Origin of the sequence: Pusillimonas sp. NJUB218, assembly GCF_003788685.1 — a bacterium.
Taxonomy (GTDB): Bacteria; Pseudomonadota; Gammaproteobacteria; order Burkholderiales; family Burkholderiaceae_B; genus Neopusillimonas.
This window is the reverse complement of the sequence record NZ_NQMK01000008.1, coordinates 45,338-65,023: the sequence shown is the minus strand read 5'-3', so window position 1 is coordinate 65,023 and position 19,686 is coordinate 45,338. Positions and strand designations below refer to the sequence as shown.

The 19,686-nt window shown below is 54.9% G+C and carries 16 protein-coding genes and 2 tRNA genes; 3 read left to right on the top strand and 15 right to left on the bottom strand.

All coding sequences use genetic code 11. The features are described 5' to 3' along the window. Positions 1 to 123: 123 nt before the first annotated feature. The 9 genes from CHR62_RS11160 to CHR62_RS11120 all read right to left on the bottom strand — a co-directional run bounded on the left by CHR62_RS11160 (position 124) and on the right by CHR62_RS11120 (position 9,751). Entirely contained in the window at positions 124 to 1,266 is a 1,143-nt protein-coding gene (locus tag CHR62_RS11160) for a porin (RefSeq protein ID WP_123660993.1), read from the bottom strand. Between the two features lie 577 nt (positions 1,267 to 1,843). Next, complete coding sequence (locus CHR62_RS11155) at positions 1,844 to 3,103, bottom strand: DUF1513 domain-containing protein (RefSeq protein ID WP_233574972.1); 1,260 nt, start codon at positions 3,101 to 3,103, stop codon at positions 1,844 to 1,846. A 90-nt stretch (positions 3,104 to 3,193) separates the two neighbouring features. Further along, on the bottom strand, positions 3,194 to 4,285 hold the full coding sequence (locus CHR62_RS11150) for an imelysin family protein (RefSeq protein ID WP_158609124.1): 1,092 nt from the start codon (positions 4,283 to 4,285) through the stop codon (positions 3,194 to 3,196). Next, positions 4,285 to 5,712: a di-heme oxidoredictase family protein gene (locus CHR62_RS11145; protein ID WP_233574971.1), complete on the bottom strand. Its 1,428-nt coding sequence runs from the start codon at positions 5,710 to 5,712 to the stop codon at positions 4,285 to 4,287. Before CHR62_RS11145 ends, CHR62_RS11150 begins: the two co-directional genes overlap by 1 nt. 163 nt (positions 5,713 to 5,875) lie before the next feature. After that, on the bottom strand, positions 5,876 to 7,174 hold the full coding sequence (locus CHR62_RS11140; protein ID WP_123660991.1) for an imelysin family protein: 1,299 nt from the start codon (positions 7,172 to 7,174) through the stop codon (positions 5,876 to 5,878). A gap of 139 nt (positions 7,175 to 7,313) precedes the next feature. Then, positions 7,314 to 7,398: transfer RNA gene (locus tag CHR62_RS11135), tRNA-Leu, on the bottom strand. A gap of 69 nt (positions 7,399 to 7,467) precedes the next feature. Continuing rightward, the gene (gene secG, locus CHR62_RS11130; protein WP_093969126.1) at positions 7,468 to 7,932 is read right to left on the bottom strand and encodes a preprotein translocase subunit SecG; all 465 of its coding nucleotides are present in this window, start codon (positions 7,930 to 7,932) and stop codon (positions 7,468 to 7,470) included. A 17-nt stretch (positions 7,933 to 7,949) separates the two neighbouring features. Further along, positions 7,950 to 8,699 carry a triose-phosphate isomerase gene (gene tpiA / locus CHR62_RS11125; protein WP_093969127.1) on the bottom strand — a complete coding sequence of 250 codons (750 nt, stop codon included), beginning with the start codon at positions 8,697 to 8,699 and terminating at the stop codon, positions 7,950 to 7,952. Between the two features lie 71 nt (positions 8,700 to 8,770). Further along, on the bottom strand, positions 8,771 to 9,751 hold the full coding sequence (locus tag CHR62_RS11120) for an NAD(P)H-quinone oxidoreductase (RefSeq protein ID WP_093969128.1): 981 nt from the start codon (positions 9,749 to 9,751) through the stop codon (positions 8,771 to 8,773). A 174-nt stretch (positions 9,752 to 9,925) separates the two neighbouring features. Here CHR62_RS11120 and CHR62_RS11115 point away from each other — a divergent pair. Further along, a tRNA-Ser gene (locus CHR62_RS11115) sits at positions 9,926 to 10,015 on the top strand. Positions 10,016 to 10,109: 94 nt separating this feature from the next. Here the strand turns inward: CHR62_RS11115 and CHR62_RS11110 are convergent. Further along, positions 10,110 to 11,981, bottom strand: coding sequence for an amidohydrolase (locus CHR62_RS11110; protein ID WP_123660990.1), 1,872 nt, complete (start codon positions 11,979 to 11,981; stop codon positions 10,110 to 10,112). Positions 11,982 to 12,167: 186 nt separating this feature from the next. Here CHR62_RS11110 and CHR62_RS11105 point away from each other — a divergent pair, with 186 nt between their 5' ends. Next, entirely contained in the window at positions 12,168 to 13,133 is a 966-nt protein-coding gene (locus CHR62_RS11105) for a hypothetical protein (protein ID WP_123660989.1), read from the top strand. A gap of 28 nt (positions 13,134 to 13,161) precedes the next feature. Here the strand turns inward: CHR62_RS11105 and CHR62_RS11100 are convergent, their stop codons facing one another. From CHR62_RS11100 to CHR62_RS11090, 3 genes are read right to left on the bottom strand one after another with little or no spacing between them, the layout of a single operon-like run. Next, entirely contained in the window at positions 13,162 to 14,457 is a 1,296-nt protein-coding gene (locus CHR62_RS11100) for a saccharopine dehydrogenase family protein (protein ID WP_123660988.1), read from the bottom strand. 36 nt (positions 14,458 to 14,493) lie between these two features. Continuing rightward, positions 14,494 to 15,591, bottom strand: coding sequence for a carboxynorspermidine decarboxylase (locus CHR62_RS11095; protein WP_093969132.1), 1,098 nt, complete (start codon positions 15,589 to 15,591; stop codon positions 14,494 to 14,496). Positions 15,592 to 15,598: 7 nt separating this feature from the next. Next, on the bottom strand, positions 15,599 to 15,883 hold the full coding sequence (locus tag CHR62_RS11090) for a helix-turn-helix transcriptional regulator (protein ID WP_093969133.1): 285 nt from the start codon (positions 15,881 to 15,883) through the stop codon (positions 15,599 to 15,601). A 199-nt stretch (positions 15,884 to 16,082) separates the two neighbouring features. Here CHR62_RS11090 and CHR62_RS11085 point away from each other — a divergent pair, with 199 nt between their 5' ends. Continuing rightward, the gene (locus CHR62_RS11085; RefSeq protein WP_093969134.1) at positions 16,083 to 16,739 is read left to right on the top strand and encodes a peroxiredoxin; all 657 of its coding nucleotides are present in this window, start codon (positions 16,083 to 16,085) and stop codon (positions 16,737 to 16,739) included. Positions 16,740 to 16,875: 136 nt separating this feature from the next. On the opposite strand, the gene CHR62_RS11080 is transcribed toward CHR62_RS11085, so the two are convergent. Together CHR62_RS11080 and CHR62_RS11075 are read right to left on the bottom strand one after the other, a co-directional pair. Continuing rightward, positions 16,876 to 18,423 carry an AMP-binding protein gene (locus tag CHR62_RS11080; RefSeq protein ID WP_123660987.1) on the bottom strand — a complete coding sequence of 516 codons (1,548 nt, stop codon included), beginning with the start codon at positions 18,421 to 18,423 and terminating at the stop codon, positions 16,876 to 16,878. Further along, positions 18,420 to 19,625, bottom strand: coding sequence for a thiolase family protein (locus CHR62_RS11075; RefSeq protein WP_173862493.1), 1,206 nt, complete (start codon positions 19,623 to 19,625; stop codon positions 18,420 to 18,422). The genes CHR62_RS11080 and CHR62_RS11075 overlap by 4 nt, the downstream gene beginning before the upstream one ends. Positions 19,626 to 19,686 lie beyond the last annotated feature (61 nt).

The window sequence follows — 19,686 nt, the reverse complement described above, 5'->3', positions numbered from 1 at the left end:
ATTTTGCGCGCGGCATTTTTCGGGTTAACCCTGTTCTGATACAAATCTGCTGCAGCGCACCACCAAAACAAAAGCCACCCCGAAGGGTGGCTTTTTTACTGCCTTAAACCGTGTCAGACACGATTAGAAGCGGTGACGGATACCGGCAACAACTTGCGTTGCTTTCAGTTCGTCCTGGAAGTTTACCCCGTTGGCATACGAACCCAAAGCGTAGAAGTTGGTACGCTTGGAGAGGTTGTAGGTGTAGCCAATGCTGTAAACGTTTTGCTTGTCGTTACCCCACTGACGTGTGCCTTCATTGCTAGGATCAGACATCATCCAGTTAGCCATGATTGTGCTGTTCGAACCGATAGGAGCGCTCAGACCGACAGTGTAGGAGTTAACTTTCAAGCCGTCGTTGAAAGACAGGCTGCCAAGACGGTAATTTGCGCCAGCACCGAAGTTCAGACCTGTAGCATTGTTCAAAGAAGAGTTTGAAGCAAACCAACCGTTACGGGTTTGACCGCCGCCAAGGTGCAATTTAACGACTTCGAAGTCGTAGCTTGCAGCCAAGGCCCAGGCTTTCATGGACACACCGCCGCGTGCGTCGGCATCTTTAGCTTGGTCGTATGTCAGCGCAGCAGCGATAGGACCATTGCCGTAGCGAAGACCAGTAGTCCAGGAGCGTGTGTTGGGGTTCTCACCATTGGCGTTGTCAGGTGTTTGACCGCCGTCAGCGTTGAACGAATAACCCAAGCCAAACTGGAAACCAGCAAACTTCGGTGTCTGATACATGATCATGTTGTCAAGACGGTGGTTACCGGCGGCGCTGAAAGCGGAGCCGATGTTAGCTTGACCGAAGACTACACCGAACGGGCTGGCAACATCAGCGAAGTACTTCGAAGCAATGTTGGTTTGACGACCAAAGTCGAGTTGACCCCAAACATCGGACTGCAGACCGACAGTAGCTTGACGGCCGAACAAACGGCCGCTCTGGCCCGACTCACCAGTACCCAGATTAAAGCCGCTTTCCAGTTGGAAAACTGCCTTCAAACCATTACCCAGATCTTCCGAACCTTTCAGACCCCAGCGGTTGCCCGAATTAATGCCATCAGCCATACCGGTCAGATCACGGCTAACGCTATCGCCCGCAGCGTTTTGGCCTTTGAATTTTTGGTACTGAACACCGCCGTCCAGAACACCGTACAGGGTTACCGAGGTTTCAGCCTGAGCAGCTGTTGCAGCAAAGCCAGCGACCAGCGCGGCTGTGAGCAGACTCTTTTTCATTTGTGATTCTCCGTAGATTTGAGTAAATCGGCGGCAAAGTCTATGTGCTCTGCCGCCTTGTTTAACTCCGCGGTGGGAAGTTGTAGCTATTGCATCAAAAATCGGCCAACCTTGCTATCGAGAATGACAAAAACACGTTTTATTTCGGGTCACGCGTGGCCATAAAACAACAAAGCGATGCAAAAACCACCCAAAACCAAGGGTTAACCCTTAGTTTATTTGCTGCAACATTTTTGCAAAGTTTGCGGGCCGAAAATCTAAATTTTTTTATAGATTTTTAGCGCAGAGAAACGATTAACTAACTGTTTCATTTATATTTTTTAATATAAACAAACCAAACCGATCAGTCTGTTTATGACCTGAAATATCTTTGTCACATTGCAGCAAAATCATCGACAGAACAACGATCTACGGGATATTGCCTATAGGTTTTGGACAGCAAACGGCTAGACAAACGTTACATCGTGTTAACTATGTCGCAAATAGGCACAGGTAACTCGACGAGCGATGCAGTACAAACCTAGCGGTCAGATAATGCACCCGCCACCAATAACTTGGGCAGCGCTGAAAGACGACACTACGCTTGAACCCGCCTCATGTGGTTGTCCCAAGACACCTCGGCGCTACTAGAAATAGGCTGGATATCAATAGCAGGCGACGACCCGCCGTCTTGTACGACACCGGCCAGCGACACATGACATAACTGCCCTGCCCCGCTGCTAATCAGGAACCCACCGCCAGGTGCGCACGCAACACCGCAACCATCGAACAGCGGCGCCGCCCCAACCCGCGCGGCCTTAGCCGCGTCCCAGAACATGGCAACGCCCCCCACGGGGCTGGTAGTCGCAATAAAGCGCCCGCTTTCATCGCACGCTAATGAGCCCACATAATTCTTCAGGGGCTGCCACGCGCCTGAAGAACTATCGCCGGGGTGTGCAAAAGCAAGCGCCTGGCCACGCCGGTGGTAACCTACCAACGGCGGCGAGTGCGTTGCGGGACCTGCATACTGCCCGCCAAACCAGACCACCCCGTCGCTATCCAGCGTCAGGTGCCGGATTGAAAGCTGTTGCCAGGGCGACGGAACAAATACCTGCTCTTGCAACTCACCGGTAAGTAAATCGATATATACCAGCGAAGGCTGCATGCTGTCGCGATTAAGCACAAGCTTGCCATAGTCTGGATGCGTCAATAGCCCCCCGTTGGCAACGCAAACGGTGCGGCCATCGGGCATCAAGATCATTTCATGCGGACCAATACCATGCGTTGACCATTCGCCAACCCGTTGCCACTGCCCTTGCGCATCAGGCTGATACAGCCCAATCACACCTCGGCCCTCATCGTAGTCATTCTCGGTAGCAGCCAATAGACCACCATCGGGCGAAAACACCCCATGACCAAAAAAATGACGACCAGGCGCGGCGGTGATCTTGGATGGCGGGCCGTCGCTATCGTCCAATTTGAAAGACATAGCGAAAAAGCCGGGCTGCCGTCCAAAAGCAACCACACGCTCATGGTTTGCATCGATGGCAAAGCTGTGGCCACGGTCGGGAATAGGTACAGTCTTAACAACTCGACCATTCGCGTCGAATACCGCAATTTCGTGCTGAGCCCCACGCTGTCGCGCAGCTAGATACAGGTCTTCGCCTAACGTGCCCTTCGGTTTAATTACCCCAGACGCCGTTAGCTGGGCACCCGATCCAATTGCGGAGCCTGGCCCTTGCCTGCTTGTTGCCATAGATGCCGCCCGGGAAAACGCCGGAGCCCACACCAGGCTGCCGCCCCATACCCCGGCACTCAGCATGCGTTTCAGAAAGAGGCGGCGCTCGATAGTATTCATATTCTTTTCCTGCGATTGCCTGCGCACCCCGCGCTCAAAACTGGCCGGCTTGCGGCCACCCCAAGGGCTCGTGCGAGGCATCCACCAAACTCAATCACCGTCCAGCGCGTTAAAGCCCAAAGCAACACCTGCCGCTGGCGCGATATCCTGCACGAGCAAAGCACGCGCATTGTCGAGTATTAAAGCAACCGCCTCAAAATCTTCTGGCCCTTGCAAAAGGGCGTCAGCACGGGTCAGTTCGGCCAAAAACTGCTGTTGTGCCCAACCCTGCTCACCCAGACTCAGCTGACCCGCCGCCATGAACTCGCGCATCCCTACGATGCCAGCCCGCAAGGCTGAGAGGGTTTGATCACTACGCCAATACGGCAACAATTTCGAGTTGCCCGATGTTAACGCGGGCTTGATTTGAATGTCGCTGGTGAATTGCAGGCCCGTAGCCATGGCCTTGATGCCTTCAGACAACACCTCATCGAGACTACGATATGCCGCCGCTGGCCCTGGTTGCTTAAATGCTTTCCCGTAAGCGCCTTGCTCAGACCAGGTGCTTTCCAGCTCGTTAGCCGTCGCGACCAAATTGCCAGCAATTGCTGCTGCGTAGTCGCACTGCGCCTTCATCACTTTGCTGAAAGGCTCACCCAAAGCGACGGCCTGAATCAGCCCACCCTCGCGATACAGCACATATTCCAGCGCCGGCAACCCCTGCACCGCCACGCTTTGTTTCGACAGTTCGGGCGCCTGGCCCGCCTCGTATTGCCCGATGATTTTGGGAATTTGTCGCGCGCCCACATTGCGCACGTCTGGCCAGAAACTAATGCGCTCGTAACGGTTGGCTTCAACCAGGGGCCCAAAGCGCAAAAACAGGACACGCGACCAGGCGTCGACAACATTTTTGAAAGCCTCACCCAGAAGCGCTGCGTCTCTTCGTCCAGAGTTCGCGCATATCCCCTGGATCTCTTTGACCAAATTGCCGGCGGCATGGGTCAACGTGGCAAAGCTCGGTTGAATGTAGGCCTCCGCCCAGCGTTGACCCGCCCCGGCGTTGTCAACGACATTAACACGCTGTGTTGCCGAAACTTCATTCACCTCGTCGGCCTGTGACGCATTGGGCAAAAGCCCCAGCGTGGTGCCTAAAACACACGCTGCCATCATTGAGCGCAAGGGCACTAAACACAAGAATTTCATTACAAAGACTCCAGGAACTGGATCAAATTGGCACGATCTTCGGGAGACATGGCGACCACCCTGTCGCGCGCAGCCTGCGCCTCGCCGCCGTGCCATAGAATCGCTTCGAGTAGTGTGCGTGCACGACCATCGTGCAGCCACGTTGCATTGGGGTTCACGGTCTTGGTCAAGCCAATGCCCCACAGCGGCGGCGTGCGCCACTCTCGTTGCAGCGTCTCTTTGCCATCCTCATCTGCCAACCCTTCGCCCATGTCGTGCAACAACATGTCGGTGTAAGGCCAGATCAGCTGAAACTGATGTTCGGAGCGCGCCGCGTCGCGGCGGGTTACGTATTTGGGCACATGGCAAGCAATACAATTAGCTTCATAAAACAGCTTCTTGCCAGCCAGCACTTTTGGGCTGGACACCTCACGCCGCTGAGGCAGCGCCAGGTTCGACGAATACACCGTCACGAAATCGATAAGATTTCCCGGCACCTCGTGATCACCCTGCTCTTTTTGGACACCATGCGGCAAGGTTCGGCAAGGCGCTTGTTGTGCTGTGCAATCGCCATAAGGGTCTTCGCGCAGCGGCGTTGACAAACCCATGTCCATAAAAAACGCCTCAGCCGACTGGCGCTTGACGGAAGGCTGATCTGCCTTCCAGCCGAAGCGACCAAGAACCTTCTGGCCCGACTCAGGGTCAGTCACCCAGTTGGGGCGACCCGATACCGCGTCGCGGCGCGTTTGCGGCGTATCGATATTCTTAAGGATGTCTTGGGGGTGAATCGCCTCAAGCAAACCTAAGCCCAGCATCGGCGGGGCCAAGCGCGCAGACAATCTGACGTTAGGGTCGAGGGGGCCGTAGCCCAGCGCATCGATGGTGTAATCTGGGCGTTGCAACACGACGGTCTCCCCCCCGGCCAATTCAATATTGACTGGCGAATAAGCAATACGCAGCCGCCCCTCGCCCGCGAGCCCCGTCACTGCAAAGGGCTGCAGCTGCCGCCCGTAAACCGGGTCTGGCGCGCCGGAAGGCAGTGCAAAACGAATTAGCAAAGCCATCGCCTCGCTTTTATCTTCTGGGTCGAGGCCGGGCACAGTACCCCGGCCATCCTTAACATGGCAAGCCTGGCACGACCGCGCGTTAAACAAAGGCCCCAACCCATCAGAAGCCAGGGTTGACGCAGGAGATGAAACCCAGTCTTTTCGGAACACGCCATTTCCGACCATGAACTCCTGGCGCCCCTCGAAGCTTAAATTAGCCGCCGGATGAGAGAAAATGTCGGCGTTGACACGCTTGACGACTGTACCCGCACCTCCCTGCATTTGCTCGAACGCCTCGGCTTTAGAAAAGTCGGCAGTAGGCGCCGTTACCGTAAGCACGCGTTGCCGATCAGTTTCAGATAAATCGGGGCGCGGCACCAATGCAGCGTCTGAGGCGAACACACCTTGGTTGAATGTTCCTGTCACCAGGATTGAGATAAGAATCAGGGGAGCGCACCTACCCAATGTCTTTCGAGCAAACACAATAACGACCTACTTTATTTAAGTTTCACTTTGGTTCTGCTGAACGAAATCGCGGCCCCGAAGGGCCGCTATATACGTAGAACTATTGAAATACTGCGCTGGGCGCATCGAGACTGTCAGAGCCTTCAATTTGAACGCCACCCAAATCAAGCGCAGTGATCACCCGTTCGATGGTTCGGGTTTGGGCAACCAACTGATCAACAATAGCTTGAATAACGGCATTGCCCTCTGCGTTGCCTTGCGCAATCATCTGATCGTAGGTCTCAATGTTGCGCGCACGGTCGCGCATGACATCCATTGCGGCCAGTGTCGATTGCAACCGAGCACGCATTTCTTCGTCGAGCGCCGGGTTAACGGCTTGCACCAGGTCGCTAACCGAAGGCCCCTGGACGGCGCCACCCTCGGTACGCTCATAACGCCCCAGATATACATTCATCATGCCAACTTGGTTGTAATAATGGGCATTGTGCGTATTGTCGGAAAAACAATCGTGCTCTTCTTCGGAATCGTGCAAGATCAAGCCTAGCTTGATCCGCTCGCCAGCAAGCTCGCCATAAGACAGGCTACCCAGCCCGGTCAGCATGGCCACCAAACCCGCTTTTCCATCGGCTTGCACAGCTTCCCTTGCCTTGCCGCCCGGCTGCCAGTACGACACCATTTCTTTCAGGTCGTCGACCAACATATGGGTGACGACCTCTAAATACCGGGCACGCCGATCGCAGTTACCACCCGTGCAATTGGCCAGATCAAAATCAGTGTGGGGACGATTACCGGCGTGGCGCGCTTGCGGTGAACCTGTTGCGCCTGCAGGCGCCGGGCCCGTGCCGTTAAGGTCTTGCCCCCAAAGCAAAAACTCTACAGCATGATAACCCGTTGCCACGTTGGCTTCATTACCATCGGCTTCGTGCAAAACGTCGCGCAACAGCTCTGCCGTAATCTGACTTGCATCTACGGTTTTCCCGCCAATTTTAAGCTGAGGGTTGGCAATAACGTTAACGACGTAATAAGCATTTAGGTCAGAGTCGGTGCCATAGGAAGCGTCGACGTAATCAATCATGCCTTCGTCCAGCGGCCAAGCATTGACGCCACCTTCCCAGGCGTCAACAATTGGGTTGCCAAAACGAAAGGCTTCGGTTTGCTGGTAAGGCACCCGCGCGTCAATCCAGGCCTGGCGGGCTGACTGCAGGGTACCGGGGCTGGGCGCCTTTAAAAGCTGCGCTACGGCCAATTGCAGCTTCTGTGCTCCCGCAAGTGCATCTTCGTAGTTGGCCTGCGCAATATCGGCATAGTTTTTAACCACAGCCGCCGGCTGCGCCGCGCCAACCGCAGGCGCAGCCACCAGCGCACACACAGCCAGCAAAGAACCCAATACTTTTTTCATGCTTTCCCTTTGCAAACACACCACCCAACGGCGGCAACATCATAAAACAATAATGATATTGTAAACGATTTGCATTTGCAAAAATCCAGCAGGCAACAAAAAACCCGCACGGTTTGCACACATGCGGGTTAACTGTTTTTGGTGCCGACGGCGAGACTCGAACTCGCACAGCTCTCGCCACTACCCCCTCAAGATAGCGTGTCTACCAATTCCACCACGTCGGCTGTTTTGCTACTGGTACTGCTGTAAAGCACGCAATTATAGCACGCTTAAATTTTATTTGCTTGCGCAGTTTAATTACCGCTGGCAGGAGCGGCGGGCACCGCAGAGCCACCCGTCGAAGGCGCTTGCTGGGCACCATCGACCGGCGCAGCAGGTACTGCAGAAGACGTCGACCCCGGCGCTGAAGGCACCGCTGCAGGCGCTGCACCCGGGACCTGGGGCACGGCAGAACCCGCGGCAGGGGCAGTTTCGGGCTGATAGCCTTGCATAATACCGGTGTCGAGGATGGAGTCACCCGTGCGGTGCGACACATAGGCCAAACCGATGGTAGACGCAAAGAACACCACCGCAGCCCACTTGGTAGTACGCGACAGGAAGTTAGCAGCACCTGTGGCACCAAACAGGCTGCCGGCCGAGCCACCCCCGAACGAAGAGCCCATGTCGGCGCCCTTACCTTGTTGCAACAAGACCAGAATAATGATGCTCAGCGATGAAATAACCTGAATCGCGAGAAGAAGGGACGACAACCATTGCATGTGATGACTCCGGGCCTTTAAGCGGCCGCAATACTAAGAAATTCTTCGGCAACAAGCGCTGCGCCGCCAACCAGCGCACCATCGATGTCGGGCATGGCAAACAAACTGGCCGCATTCGCGCCTTTAACGCTCCCGCCGTACAGTACCTGCACCTGCGCAACGCCTAGTTCAGACAACAACTTACGAATAAGCGCATGCACATCTTGAGCCTGTTGAGGCGTGGCGGTAAGCCCCGTACCAATTGCCCAAACGGGCTCGTAGGCAATGATCATTTTTGCCACGGCTTGCGCGCCAAGGGCAAGCACGGGCGCCAATTGGCTGGTAATGACCTGGGCCGTTTCGCCGGCTGCTTGTTGCTGCAGGGTTTCGCCCACGCACACGACGGGCGTCAAGCCCGCATCGAGGGCTACTTTGGCTTTTTGCGCAACCAGCTCGTTGGTTTCGGCGTGATACGTACGTCGCTCAGAATGCCCCACCAGCACCCAACGACAAGCAAAGTCGTTGAGCATGGCAGCGGAGACTTCGCCGGTATAGGCGCCGGAACCATGAACGCTGACGTCTTGGGCACCCCAAGACACTGCACTACCCGACAAAGCGGCCTGCGCCTGCGCCAAATACGGAAACGGCACACAAACAGCAACCGAGCACGCACCGACACCGGCAACGCCCTCTAGCACACTACCCAGCAAACGGGCGTTATCGGCAAGGTTGCCGTTCATTTTCCAGTTACCAATTACCAGGCGCTGGCGTTCTTGATTCGTATTCATGGGCCTACAGGCTTAGTCGAGAAAACCCGCTATTGTAGCCTGATTTAACCGCAACCGCATAGATCAAACACTCAATTGACGGTCAGAACAATCTTGCCGATATGGTCACCCGACTCCATGAGGGCATGTGCATCAGCGGCTCGGGCCAGAGGAAACGTGGCGTGCACTACAGGCCTGATCTTTTTTGCGGCCAACAGTGGCCAAACCTTGCCACGAAGCGCCTGAGCAATTTGCCCCTTGAAACTGACTGGGCGCGGGCGAAGTGTCGAGCCGGTAATCGTAAGACGACGTCGAAGCACCTGATTGAAATCGACCGTACCTTTAGGCCCGCCCAACAGCGCGATAATAACGATCCGCCCGTCGTCAGCCAAACACTTCAGATCACGTTCGATATAGTCACCAGCCACCATATCCAGAATGACGTCCACCCCCTTACCGTCGGTCAGCGCCTTGATGCGCTCGACAAAGTCTTGCGTACGGTAGTTGATGCCGGCGGTTGCCCCCAGAGCTTCGACGGCCTTCACGCGCTCATCTGACCCCACCGTCGCATAGACACGATGCCCCAACGCAACGGCCAGCTGAATGGCCGTAGTGCCAATGCCACTGGCGCCGCCATGCACCAGCAAGGCTTCGTCGGATGACAGCCGTCCGCGGTCGAAAACGTTGCTCCATACCGTGAAATAAGTCTCTGGCAAGCCAGCAGCTTCAATGTCGGTCAGGCCATCGGGAACGGGCAAACACTGCACCGCAGGGGCGACACAGTATTCGGCATATCCACCACCCGCCACCAATGCGCACACACGATCACCGATTGCAAAGCCGCCTGCGGCAGCGTCACCACCCACAATTTCGCCTGCGACCTCAAGCCCAGGTAAATCGGATGCACCAGGCGGCGGCGGGTAGTTTCCAGCGCGCTGAAACACGTCGGGACGGTTAATACCCGCAGCGGCCACCTTGATTAAAACTTCGCCTGCGCCTGGCACTGGCGTAGGACGGCCGGTCAGCACCAGCACTTCTGGCCCGCCGGGGCGAACAATTTCTACAGCTTTCATGGTGCGCGTTTCCTTTTGGTGTGGCTTGACGTGGTGCAGTTTGACGCCGCAGGCCTATACCCCGCCCGCCTTTGCAATATTACTTAACAGGCTAGCCCCTGCACCGACGTGAACGCCAAGATGACAATCGAAACAGCATAGGCTAAACTTGCGCCCTTGCGTTGGCAAGTATACGGAAGCGTGGCAGAGCGGTTGAATGCACCGGTCTTGAAAACCGGCAAGGGTTTGCGCCCTTCGTGAGTTCGAATCTCACCGCTTCCGCCAACCAGATTAAAAAAGCGCCTTTTAAGGGCGCTTTTTTATTTTGTAGAGCAGCATAGGTAATTTTCTCGGCGCCAAACCAAATTTATGGCGCTGCTCATTTGGCCTGCTGCAGCCCAGACAGTATCGCCCCCATGAGTAACTCGGGGCCATGGGCATGCTCTGCATGACCATGTTCACCCTCATGATGCTCCCACGCCTTCAACATTCTGGACACCGTATCACCCATAGCGACCGACATACTTGAAGCCGTAGTTTGAGCATCACGCACAAAAATCACCTGCCCTTTCTTGATGGTCTGCAACACTTTGATGTCGATCAGCCTTTCAGGATCAATGGCCGTAGGATCTTCGGACAAAACAACAAAGTCGGCCTGTTTACCTGGCGCCAACGAGCCTTTTTTGTCTTCTTCAAAGTGCTGATAAGCCGGCCAGATCGTCATGGCCTTAAGCGCTGTCATCACGTCAACGCGCTGGCGAGGGCCCAAAATGTCGCCTGAACGTGAACGTCGAGTGACCGTCGCCGACAAGACGCGCATCGAATCGGGAAAGGCAACTGGCGCATCATGATGCGTCGAGAACATCATGCCCCGTTCACGAACCCAACCGGTAGGCGAAATATTATCGGCATGCTCTGGCCCAACGGTACGATCCCGATGCCAATCGCCCCAATAAAACGTATGCATGGGGAACAACGACGGAAAAACGTCGAGCTGGTCAAGCAATGCAACTTGGTCCTTTCGCAAAAATTGGCCATGAATCAACACCGCACGCCGGTCAGCCACGCCATACTTGTCACGGGCCGTTTTTATAGCCGCAAGCAGCATATCGGAAGCGGCCTCGCCATTGGCATGGGTGATGATCTGAATATTATTCTTGAAAGCCCAATCGATTGCGTCAAAGACCTGATCGGGCGTAGCCGCCGAATAGCCGCGATAATCGGCACGATAACCCTGCGGGGGCTTGTAATAGGGACGGTCGCGATAAGCTGTAAAACCTTGCGGCGACCCATCGATAGTTAGCTTCGCCCCACCTACCCGAAAGCCATCCACGTAATCCTTGCTAGCGCTTTTCCCGATAAAGTCGCGATCTTGCAGCACATCGACGTAGGTCACCACGTCGATAGGTATCTTCCCGGCAGAAGCGGAAGCCTGCATGAGCGGGACAATGGTAGACGTTGCACGACCCTCTTGCCCGGTGGTGTAGCCATACTGCGCCAGCAAATGCGTCCCCGCGACAAACAAGCCTTGCGCTTGTTCCGCCGTCATTTTGCCAAACTGTTTGGCTAATGCACCGAAAAATGCGGCTTCTTCGAGCACACCATTAGGTTGTTGAGACCCTTTCTCGCGGCGGATCACGCCCCCTTCCGGGTTCTTGGTGTTGCTTGAAATACCGGCAAGCTCAAGGGCTTTGCTATTCAATACCCCAAGATGTCCCGACTGATGAATCACCAGAATGGGGATATCTTTAGATACGGCATCGAGGTCTTCACGCGTGGGGTGACGCTGCTCGGCAAGCTGGGCGTCATCATAACCAAAGCCCAAAATCATGCCGGCGCTTTTCACCGTACTTTGATTCTTTTGCGCCCAACTTTCAAGCGCCGCTTGCAGCTTTCTAATATCCGTCACTTCGCCGTCGGGCGGTGCCAGCAAATTGGCGGAAACAGCCTGTAAACCGATCATAAACGCATGGCCATGCGCATCGACAAAACCCGGAAGCATGGTTTTGCCTTTGAGGTCGATCATTTTGGTGGCATCGCCTTTTAACGCGTTGACGTCATCCAATGACCCCAAGGCCAGGATTTTGCCATCTTTGACCGCAACGGCCTGCACCTTGGGCTGTGCATCGTTGATGGTCAGAATGGCGCCGCCAAACCAGATTTGATCGGCCATTTGGGCGGCTACGGCCTGACCGCACAGCAAGGTGCTGCATGCCAGCGTTATAGCGCGTAGAGGTCGGATTAGAGACATTAATTTTCTCCTTAACAGGCCATAAAATGATCCCATGCATTCAGAGAGTACAAGAATTTACAAGATATGGTCCAACCCTATTCCTGAAAAGCAGCCTTCGCTGTCACCGACCCCTCGTAGACAACGTCAATCAAAACTCCGCATAATCCGAAACGTTCAATCACGCTCTGATCAAGAGGTCTTGCCATGCGTTTTTTTATCCACACAACGCCAAATGCTGGGCGTTGCGTACGGGCAGCTTTACTGGCGACCACGCTGACGCTAGCGGCCATGCTGTCAACCTCGCAGGCCTGGGCGAGCACAACAGCCCAGGAAACAGACCAGGCGCTGAACGCGCTGAACACCAATTTTCGCGAGCTTTACCAAGCCCGAACTGCGCAAGTACTGGAACGGCTGCCGCTGATTCTGGTCGTACAAAATTCGGCCGTAACCGTGGTGCGCGGCACGCAGCGACACATTTATGCGGTGCCCATTCAACGCTATAACGATGCACGGTCGATCATGCATGCGGTGCTGGGGTTCCATGGCTTGATGACCCGACTGGCACAGGCCGGCAACGACGCCCAATGGGGTGAATTACAAACATTTATAGCCAATCTGCAGCAACTGAAAACGCTGGTTGGCCGCACCGAACTGAATCGCCTTGAGCAGGCGCGCGTCGATAAGGTTTTACACCGGCTGAATGACTACGCAGCTACGGCGCTGGCCAAGAGGCGCATAGACCTCCCCGCCCTGCGGGCAACACTGCAAGCTGCAGAACCTGATATTTCGGCCATTACCCTGTCGACAGGTCGCGCGCACGCCGCTGCCATGAGCGACGTTTTACGCACGGTACGAGCCCAGGCCACGCCCCAAGAATGGGCTCAGGTCGTCGCTGTGATCACCGGCCCGTCTACCCCAAGAAGGAACAATCTGGAAACGGCTATCGTGGCCTCGGTCTTGGGTAAACAACTAATGGGCACCCGCATTTTTTATTCGGAAAACATCTTTTCTGTTGATGGCGCCCTGGCCTACCTGCAAACTCTGGCCGGCGACCAGGAGCTTTCCGAAAACGTATTTAACCAGCCCTACCAAATGTGGCAAGATCTATTCACGCCGGTATCCCGCGAACTGATCGAGGTCGATTTTTATACAGACCTGGCCCAACCATAAACAACACCGGCCGGGCCCCATGCCAGGCCTAGCCGTATTTCAGTTCGCCCTGGCGGTCGTCACCCAATGGCGCAGCAACCGGGCAAATCGGCTCGAGCACATCGTCACCCGCCGCATGGCGGATGCGCGTGACCAACCCCATACGATTCATCTGGGCGATCAGTGGCGCAGGATCTAGTTCTTCAACATTGACCATACCGCCGACATCCCAAACACCTTCGGCAATCAGCAGTGCAGCAGCTACCGGCGGCACACCGGCAGTATAAGAAATCGCCTGACTACCTACTTCTTGGTAGCTGGCCTCGTGATCGCATACGTTATAGATCAAGACTTCGGCCGGCTGACCGTCCTTCGTGCCTTTGACCAGATCACCGATGCAAGTTTTCCCGGTGTAATCCGGTGCCAGCGACGCAGGGTCGGGTAATACGGCTTTCACGACTTCAAGCGGCACGATCTCTTGCCCCCGCGCGGTACGAACAGGTTGCTCGGACAGCAACCCCAAATTCTTGAGCACATTAAATACATTGATGTAGTGCTCGCCAAAACCCATCCAGAACCGGATGTTGGGCACGCCCAGATGCTGCGACATGGAATGCAACTCGTCATGCCCGGTCAAGTAAGTCGTGCCCACGCCGGTGACGGGCATGTCCCAGTCTTTACGATGCTCGAACATCTGGTTTGCTTTCCAGGCGTTGTTTTCCCAAGACCAAACCGTTGACGTAAATTCGCGAAAATTAGTTTCCGGGTCGAAGTTAGTCGCAAAATATCGACCATGGCTACCGGCGTTAATGTCAATAATATCGATCGAATCAACCTGATCGAAATGATGGTCGATTGCGTAACGCGCATAAGCATTGACTACGCCCGGGTCAAACCCAATACCTAAAATGGCGGTCACGCCCGCAGCTTTGCATGCCTCGCGGCGCTTCCATTCGTAGTTCGCGTACCAAGGCGGCGCTTCACACACTTTAAGTGGATCTTCATGGATGGCAGTATCCATGTAGGCAGCGCCAGTTTCAATACACGCCTGCAACACCGACATATTCACGAATGGCGAACCGACGTTAATCACAATTTGACTGTGAGTGGCACGAATCAGAAACTTGGTCGCCTCGACATCGAGAGCGTCAAGCGCATGGGCTTGCAAAACGCCTTTTGTTTGCATGCTGCCTTTGGCATGAACAGAATCGATGATGGCGTGACACTTGGCCAATGTACGCGACGCGATATGAATATCGCCCAGCACGGCGTTGTTCTGGGCGCACTTGTGCGCCACGACTTGCGCGACCCCGCCGGCACCAATAATCAGGACATTGCGCTTCATAGCATGTTCTCTCTTACCAAAGTGAAAAGATTGCCGTCAGGATAGGCTGGCGACATAATCATCAAAGGAAAAGTCGCGAACGACGTGGACCGTGCCATCGAGTTCTTTGACTGCAATAGATGGCATATGAATGCCGTTAAACCAGTTCTTCTTGACCATGGTGTAGCCGCCCGCATCACCAATAGAGATACGATCACCCACCTGCAGCGGACGGTCAAAACGCCCTTCGCCAAAGATATCGCCCGCCAGACAGGTTTTGCCGCATACTTGGTAGACATGGTCACCCTGCCCCTGACCCAACGGAGCGGTTTCGCGATATATGAGCAAGTCGAGCATGTGAGCTTCGGTGGAGCTATCAACCACAGCCAGGTGCTTGCCATTAAAGGCGGTATCCAGCACACTGACCTCGAGTGTGGTCGTATGCCTCACCGTAGCCTCACCCGGCTCAAGATAAACCTGTACACCATAGGTATCTGCAAATTGCCTTAGCCGCGCGCAAAATGCGTCGACCGGATAACCTTCAGCAGTAAAACTGATACCGCCCCCTAAGCTAACCCAATCTAACCGGTGCAACAGTTCGCCGTAGCGTGCCTCAACATCGGCCAACAGCGTATCGAAACGATCGAAATCTTTGTTTTCGCAGTTGTTGTGAATCATCACGCCGCTGATCTGATCAACAACGTCAATAATGCGCTGAGGATCTGACTCGCCCAACCGGCTGAACGGACGCGCCGGGTCAGCCAGATCGAAACCGGCGCAGCTTACCCCTGGGTTGAGCCGCAACCCTATGGGCTTGCCGTCGGCGTGCGACACAAAGCGATTTAATTGACTGATGGAATTAAAGATAATTTTGTCGCAGCTGGCGACAACCTCTTTTATTTCGTGATCGGCAAATGCAACGCTGTAAGCATGGGTTTCGCCACCAAACTTTTCATAACCCAGCTTGACCTCATACAACGAAGATGACGTCGTGCCATCCATGTACTCGCGCATCAAGTCAAAGACTGTCCAGGTAGCAAAACACTTGAGAGCCAATAAAACGCGGGCACCCGACTGTTCGCGCACCCGTTGAATAATTTTCAGGTTACGCAGCAGCGCCGATTTGTCGATAAGGTAGTAAGGGGTTGGAATCATATAAATATCAATCTTTTTTGCCGTCGCGATGCGCAATTTGAACAGGGGGCTGACCAGGCAGTGTCACGACCAGTGAAAGTTGTCCACCTATGCTTTCAACATAGTGACGTAGAGTAGACAGCAACATGTCATCGCGCTTTTCAAGGCGCGATACCGTGTCTTGCCCAACGCCCAACGCCAACGCCATTTCGTCCTGGGTGTGCCCGGCCCGCTTTCTTAGCTCTTTAAGCGTTAATGTCGGCACATCCGCAAGGAGCGTTGATTGACGCGTATCAAGATTTTTTTTGGACATAGCGTTATGGTAGAGCCAGGCGTATGATTGTTACGCTTGCGCAGAGTAGCGCAAAGGCCTTTATTACAAACAGCTTACAGTTAACATAAAGGGCGAAATTATGGCCTATAAGTCATATGCAGTCAAATGCATATTTAACGTAGGCCGCTCGCCTGGTGTTTAACCTTTCCGTTTTCCTCAACATCACAAAGGATCAGCCATGTCTTTAAGAATCAACGACGTTGCCCCCAACTTCACCGCCGACTCGACCGCCGGTCAAATCACGTTTCACGACTGGGTTGGCGACAGTTATGCCATCCTTTTCTCGCACCCCAAAGACTTTACCCCCGTATGCACCACCGAGTTCGGCGCAGTCGCCCAATTGGTGCCCGAATTTGTCAAACGCAATACCAAAGTGCTGGGGGTTTCGGTAGACAATGTTGAAGACCACAAAAAATGGAAGCGCGATATCGAGGCCGTTGCCGGCGCCCCGGCCGACTTCCCGATCATTGACGACACCTCGTTGAACGTGTCGAAGCTCTACAACATGCTGCCGGCCGATGCCTACCTGCCCGACGGCCGCACGCCCGCACACAGCGCCACAGTACGTACTGTCTTCATTGTTGGCCCCGATAAAAAAATCCGCCTGACCATGTCGTACCCTATGTCAGTTGGGCGCAACTTTGCTGAAATCATGCGCGCACTAGATGCCGTGCAAGCAACCGACGGCGTACCCATTGCCACACCGGCCAACTGGGTGCCTGGTCAAGACGTTATTGTGGCGTTAAGCCTGAACGACGAGCAGGCCAAAGAGAAATTCGGCGACCTCAACATCAAGTTGCCCTATTTGCGTTTTGCAAAAGCTCCGCAAAAATAAGCGGAAAAGCAGTAGGCCAGGTAACCTGGCCCGCAGTTAAAAGGCCGGCCGAGCGCCGGCCTTTTTATCGCCTGGCTGTCAAGCAAGAACATAATAGCCCTACGGATTAATCAGAAATACCTCACGACCGTTCTCGTCAGGTAAGCTTTTCCTCTAGAGCCAAAGCACGGATGCGCTTCTTGTCGACTTTTCCGACGCTGGTCTTGGGCAACTCGGACATCCAGACCACGCGTGCAGGCCACTTGTACTTCACAAGATGTTCCGCCACATACGCCATCAAACACTCAACGGTTGGTGGCTCACCCTGTGCCACCACATACGCAACCAGCAGTTCACCACGGTAGTCGTCCGGAACGCCCACGACGGCCGCTTCACGAATTTGCGGATGACGGAAAAGCACCTCTTCAATTTCTCGGGGATACACGTTGAAACCACTGACAATGACCATCTCTTTCTTACGATCACAAATAGTCAAATAGCCCTCGTCATCAAGAAAGCCTATGTCACCTGTATAAAGCCACCCCTCCCTGAGTGCTTCTGCTGTCTCGGCGGGTCGCCCAAAGTACTCAGACATAATTTGCGGCCCAAAGGCCCTGACCTCGCCTATCTCGCCAGCCGCTAAAACCCGTTGCCCCTCGTGAACATCGACAATCTGGATAGTCGTGTCGGGCACGGGAATACCCACCGTGCCAATCTTTCGATCCCCATGGTAGGGGTTGTAGGTAAGTACCGGGCCCGCTTCGGTTTGCCCATACCCTTCGCAAACCGCGCATCCTGTAGCCGCCTCCCAGCGCCGCAAGGTTTCGGCAGCGAGCGCTGAAGAGCCTGAGAAACAAAGACGTAAAGAAGTGAGATTGGCTTGTGCAAAACCCTCGAAGCCCATCAGCCCCATAAAAATGGTTGGACTCCCTGACATCAACGTAATCTGATGCTTCGCAATTTGCTCAAGCACAATGTCGGGACGATAACGAGCCACAATTACCAACGTACTTCGACAATAAGCCGCCAAATACAGCCCCATAGACACGGCGTAAACATGAAACAGGGGAGTGATGGCCAAAATACGCTCGACCTCGGGCAGCGTCGGCAACAAAGCTTCCCGTTGACTGATATTCGTAGCCACCGCCCGATGCGTGAGGCTGACACCTTTGGGAACGCCGGTCGTACCCCCGGTGTATTGCAAGGTCGAGGGCGCATCCGGCTCGGGCAAAGGCAACCGGTCGGCAAGATGACCCTGGGCTTTCCAGGCGGTCAGCCGTTCGGACTTCGGACCCGTACCAACTGCGTACAAGACATCGAAACGACTGGCCACCTGATCAACAACCGAGGCGACCGACTCATCGTAAAAGACACCTCGCGCCGCTGCGTTGTCCAGCACCTGCGACAACTCGCTTACCGTGTATGCAGGATTCAGAGGAACAACCTGAGCGCCGGCCGCCTGTACGGCAAACGTTGCAATGGCAATATCAATGGCGTTGTTCATCAAAAGCACAACGCGCTCCCCCTTGCCAAGCCCTGCAGTTTGCAGTCGTGCCGCAAGCCCGGCAACGCAAGCCGCGTATTCCCGGTAACTCAATTGTTCATCACCACAAACCAGCGCATTGTGCTCTGGTGAGCGCCTGGCTGCGTCATCAAGCATGTGCACGACCGTCGGCCAAACAACTGGCATCGAATATTGCATCATGACTGGTCCTGTACCTTGATGATTACCGCCATGGCCGAATCGCCCGCGGCGCAACCGACAAACAAACCATAGCCGCCGCCTTTGATGACCAGCGTTTCAATCAACTCGATGACAGCACGAAGCCCCATTGGCGCCTGCGGGTGCCCCCAGACAAGCGAACAGCCGTAATCATTAAAAGACTCAGGGGCGATACCAAGCTCTTTTCCCATCACCAGGTCGTTGACGATGAACGGGTTATGCGTTTTTATCGCAGCCAGGTCACTTACGCTAAGGCCGGCCGCCTGCAAGGCACGCCGGGCAGCCGGCGCGGGCGCTGCAGGCATATAAGCGGGTCGCTCACGCGACTGCCCGAACGACACAATACGTATGCCGATGTTCCGATCGCGCGAAAACTCAGCGGCACGAGAAGGGGTTGTCAAAATTAACCCGGCGTTTCCATCGGCGGGATGTGTTTGCCCCCCAAAAGTGACCGTCCCGCCTTCCATCACAGGCCTGAGTTTTTCAAGCCCTTCTTGTGTTGTAGGGAATATGCCTTCATCGCCCGCAAGCGTGACTTGTGTTTTCTTGAATCGGGCATCCGGCACTTCGAACGGCAAGTCCATAAAGCGTCGCAAAAATGCACTGTCGTCTTTCAGTGCATCGGCATACTGTGCGTAGCGGAGCACGGTCAACTCGTTTTGTGCCTGCGTCGTCAACCCGTATTCACGCGCGACATTTTCAGCCGTAGTCAGCATATTCACGCCGGTATATGGGTCACAATTGAAGTTGTCCAGAACCCAGTTCTCGTGTTCGCCAGTACCACCCGGCGCATGCGGGGCCGGATAATAAATATGCGGGCCGTTCGACACCCGGTCGCAGGCAATCGCCAACGCAACCTCGGCATCACCTTCGCGAATGGTCGAAGCAACCGACTGCAACAGGCGTGCCCCTGTTGCGCACGCCTGACTAATTGTCGGCCCAGCCACGTGGCCGGCACCAAGGTCGGCCATCAGCCACGGCAAACCATAAAAAGCGCCTCGCTGTGGTACCGACAAACCCAAGGCGGCGTGCTCAATAGCCGACGTGTCTATTTTGCGTCGCGCCAACGCACCTTTTGCAACATGCGCGGCAAACTTAAGACTATGCAAGTGCGCCAGACTGCCCTGCCAGCGCGCAAACGGTGTTGACCAATAGGCGCCATAAGGAATTGCAATTTCCGTCATTATTTATCTCCCTGATTTACTTTTGAGGCGCCCAGATACGTAGCGACCACCCGCGGATCTT

Excerpts from the sequence above, each read along its gene's own strand:
- CHR62_RS11160 (WP_123660993.1), bottom strand. The coding sequence starts at position 1,266 with ATGAAAAAGAGTCTGCTCACAGCCGCGCTGGTCGCTGGCTTTGCTGCA.
- CHR62_RS11155 (WP_233574972.1), bottom strand. The coding sequence starts at position 3,103 with ATGAATACTATCGAGCGCCGCCTCTTTCTGAAACGCATGCTGAGTGCC.
- CHR62_RS11150 (WP_158609124.1), bottom strand. The coding sequence starts at position 4,285 with ATGAAATTCTTGTGTTTAGTGCCCTTGCGCTCAATGATGGCAGCGTGT.
- CHR62_RS11140 (WP_123660991.1), bottom strand. The coding sequence starts at position 7,174 with ATGAAAAAAGTATTGGGTTCTTTGCTGGCTGTGTGTGCGCTGGTGGCT.
- secG (WP_093969126.1), bottom strand. The coding sequence starts at position 7,932 with ATGCAATGGTTGTCGTCCCTTCTTCTCGCGATTCAGGTTATTTCATCG.
- tpiA (WP_093969127.1), bottom strand. The coding sequence starts at position 8,699 with ATGAATACGAATCAAGAACGCCAGCGCCTGGTAATTGGTAACTGGAAA.
- CHR62_RS11120 (WP_093969128.1), bottom strand. The coding sequence starts at position 9,751 with ATGAAAGCTGTAGAAATTGTTCGCCCCGGCGGGCCAGAAGTGCTGGTG.
- CHR62_RS11110 (WP_123660990.1), bottom strand. The coding sequence starts at position 11,981 with ATGTCTCTAATCCGACCTCTACGCGCTATAACGCTGGCATGCAGCACC.
- CHR62_RS11105 (WP_123660989.1), top strand. The coding sequence starts at position 12,168 with ATGCGTTTTTTTATCCACACAACGCCAAATGCTGGGCGTTGCGTACGG.
- CHR62_RS11100 (WP_123660988.1), bottom strand. The coding sequence starts at position 14,457 with ATGAAGCGCAATGTCCTGATTATTGGTGCCGGCGGGGTCGCGCAAGTC.
- CHR62_RS11095 (WP_093969132.1), bottom strand. The coding sequence starts at position 15,591 with ATGATTCCAACCCCTTACTACCTTATCGACAAATCGGCGCTGCTGCGT.
- CHR62_RS11090 (WP_093969133.1), bottom strand. The coding sequence starts at position 15,883 with ATGTCCAAAAAAAATCTTGATACGCGTCAATCAACGCTCCTTGCGGAT.
- CHR62_RS11085 (WP_093969134.1), top strand. The coding sequence starts at position 16,083 with ATGTCTTTAAGAATCAACGACGTTGCCCCCAACTTCACCGCCGACTCG.
- CHR62_RS11080 (WP_123660987.1), bottom strand. The coding sequence starts at position 18,423 with ATGATGCAATATTCGATGCCAGTTGTTTGGCCGACGGTCGTGCACATG.
- CHR62_RS11075 (WP_173862493.1), bottom strand. The coding sequence starts at position 19,625 with ATGACGGAAATTGCAATTCCTTATGGCGCCTATTGGTCAACACCGTTT.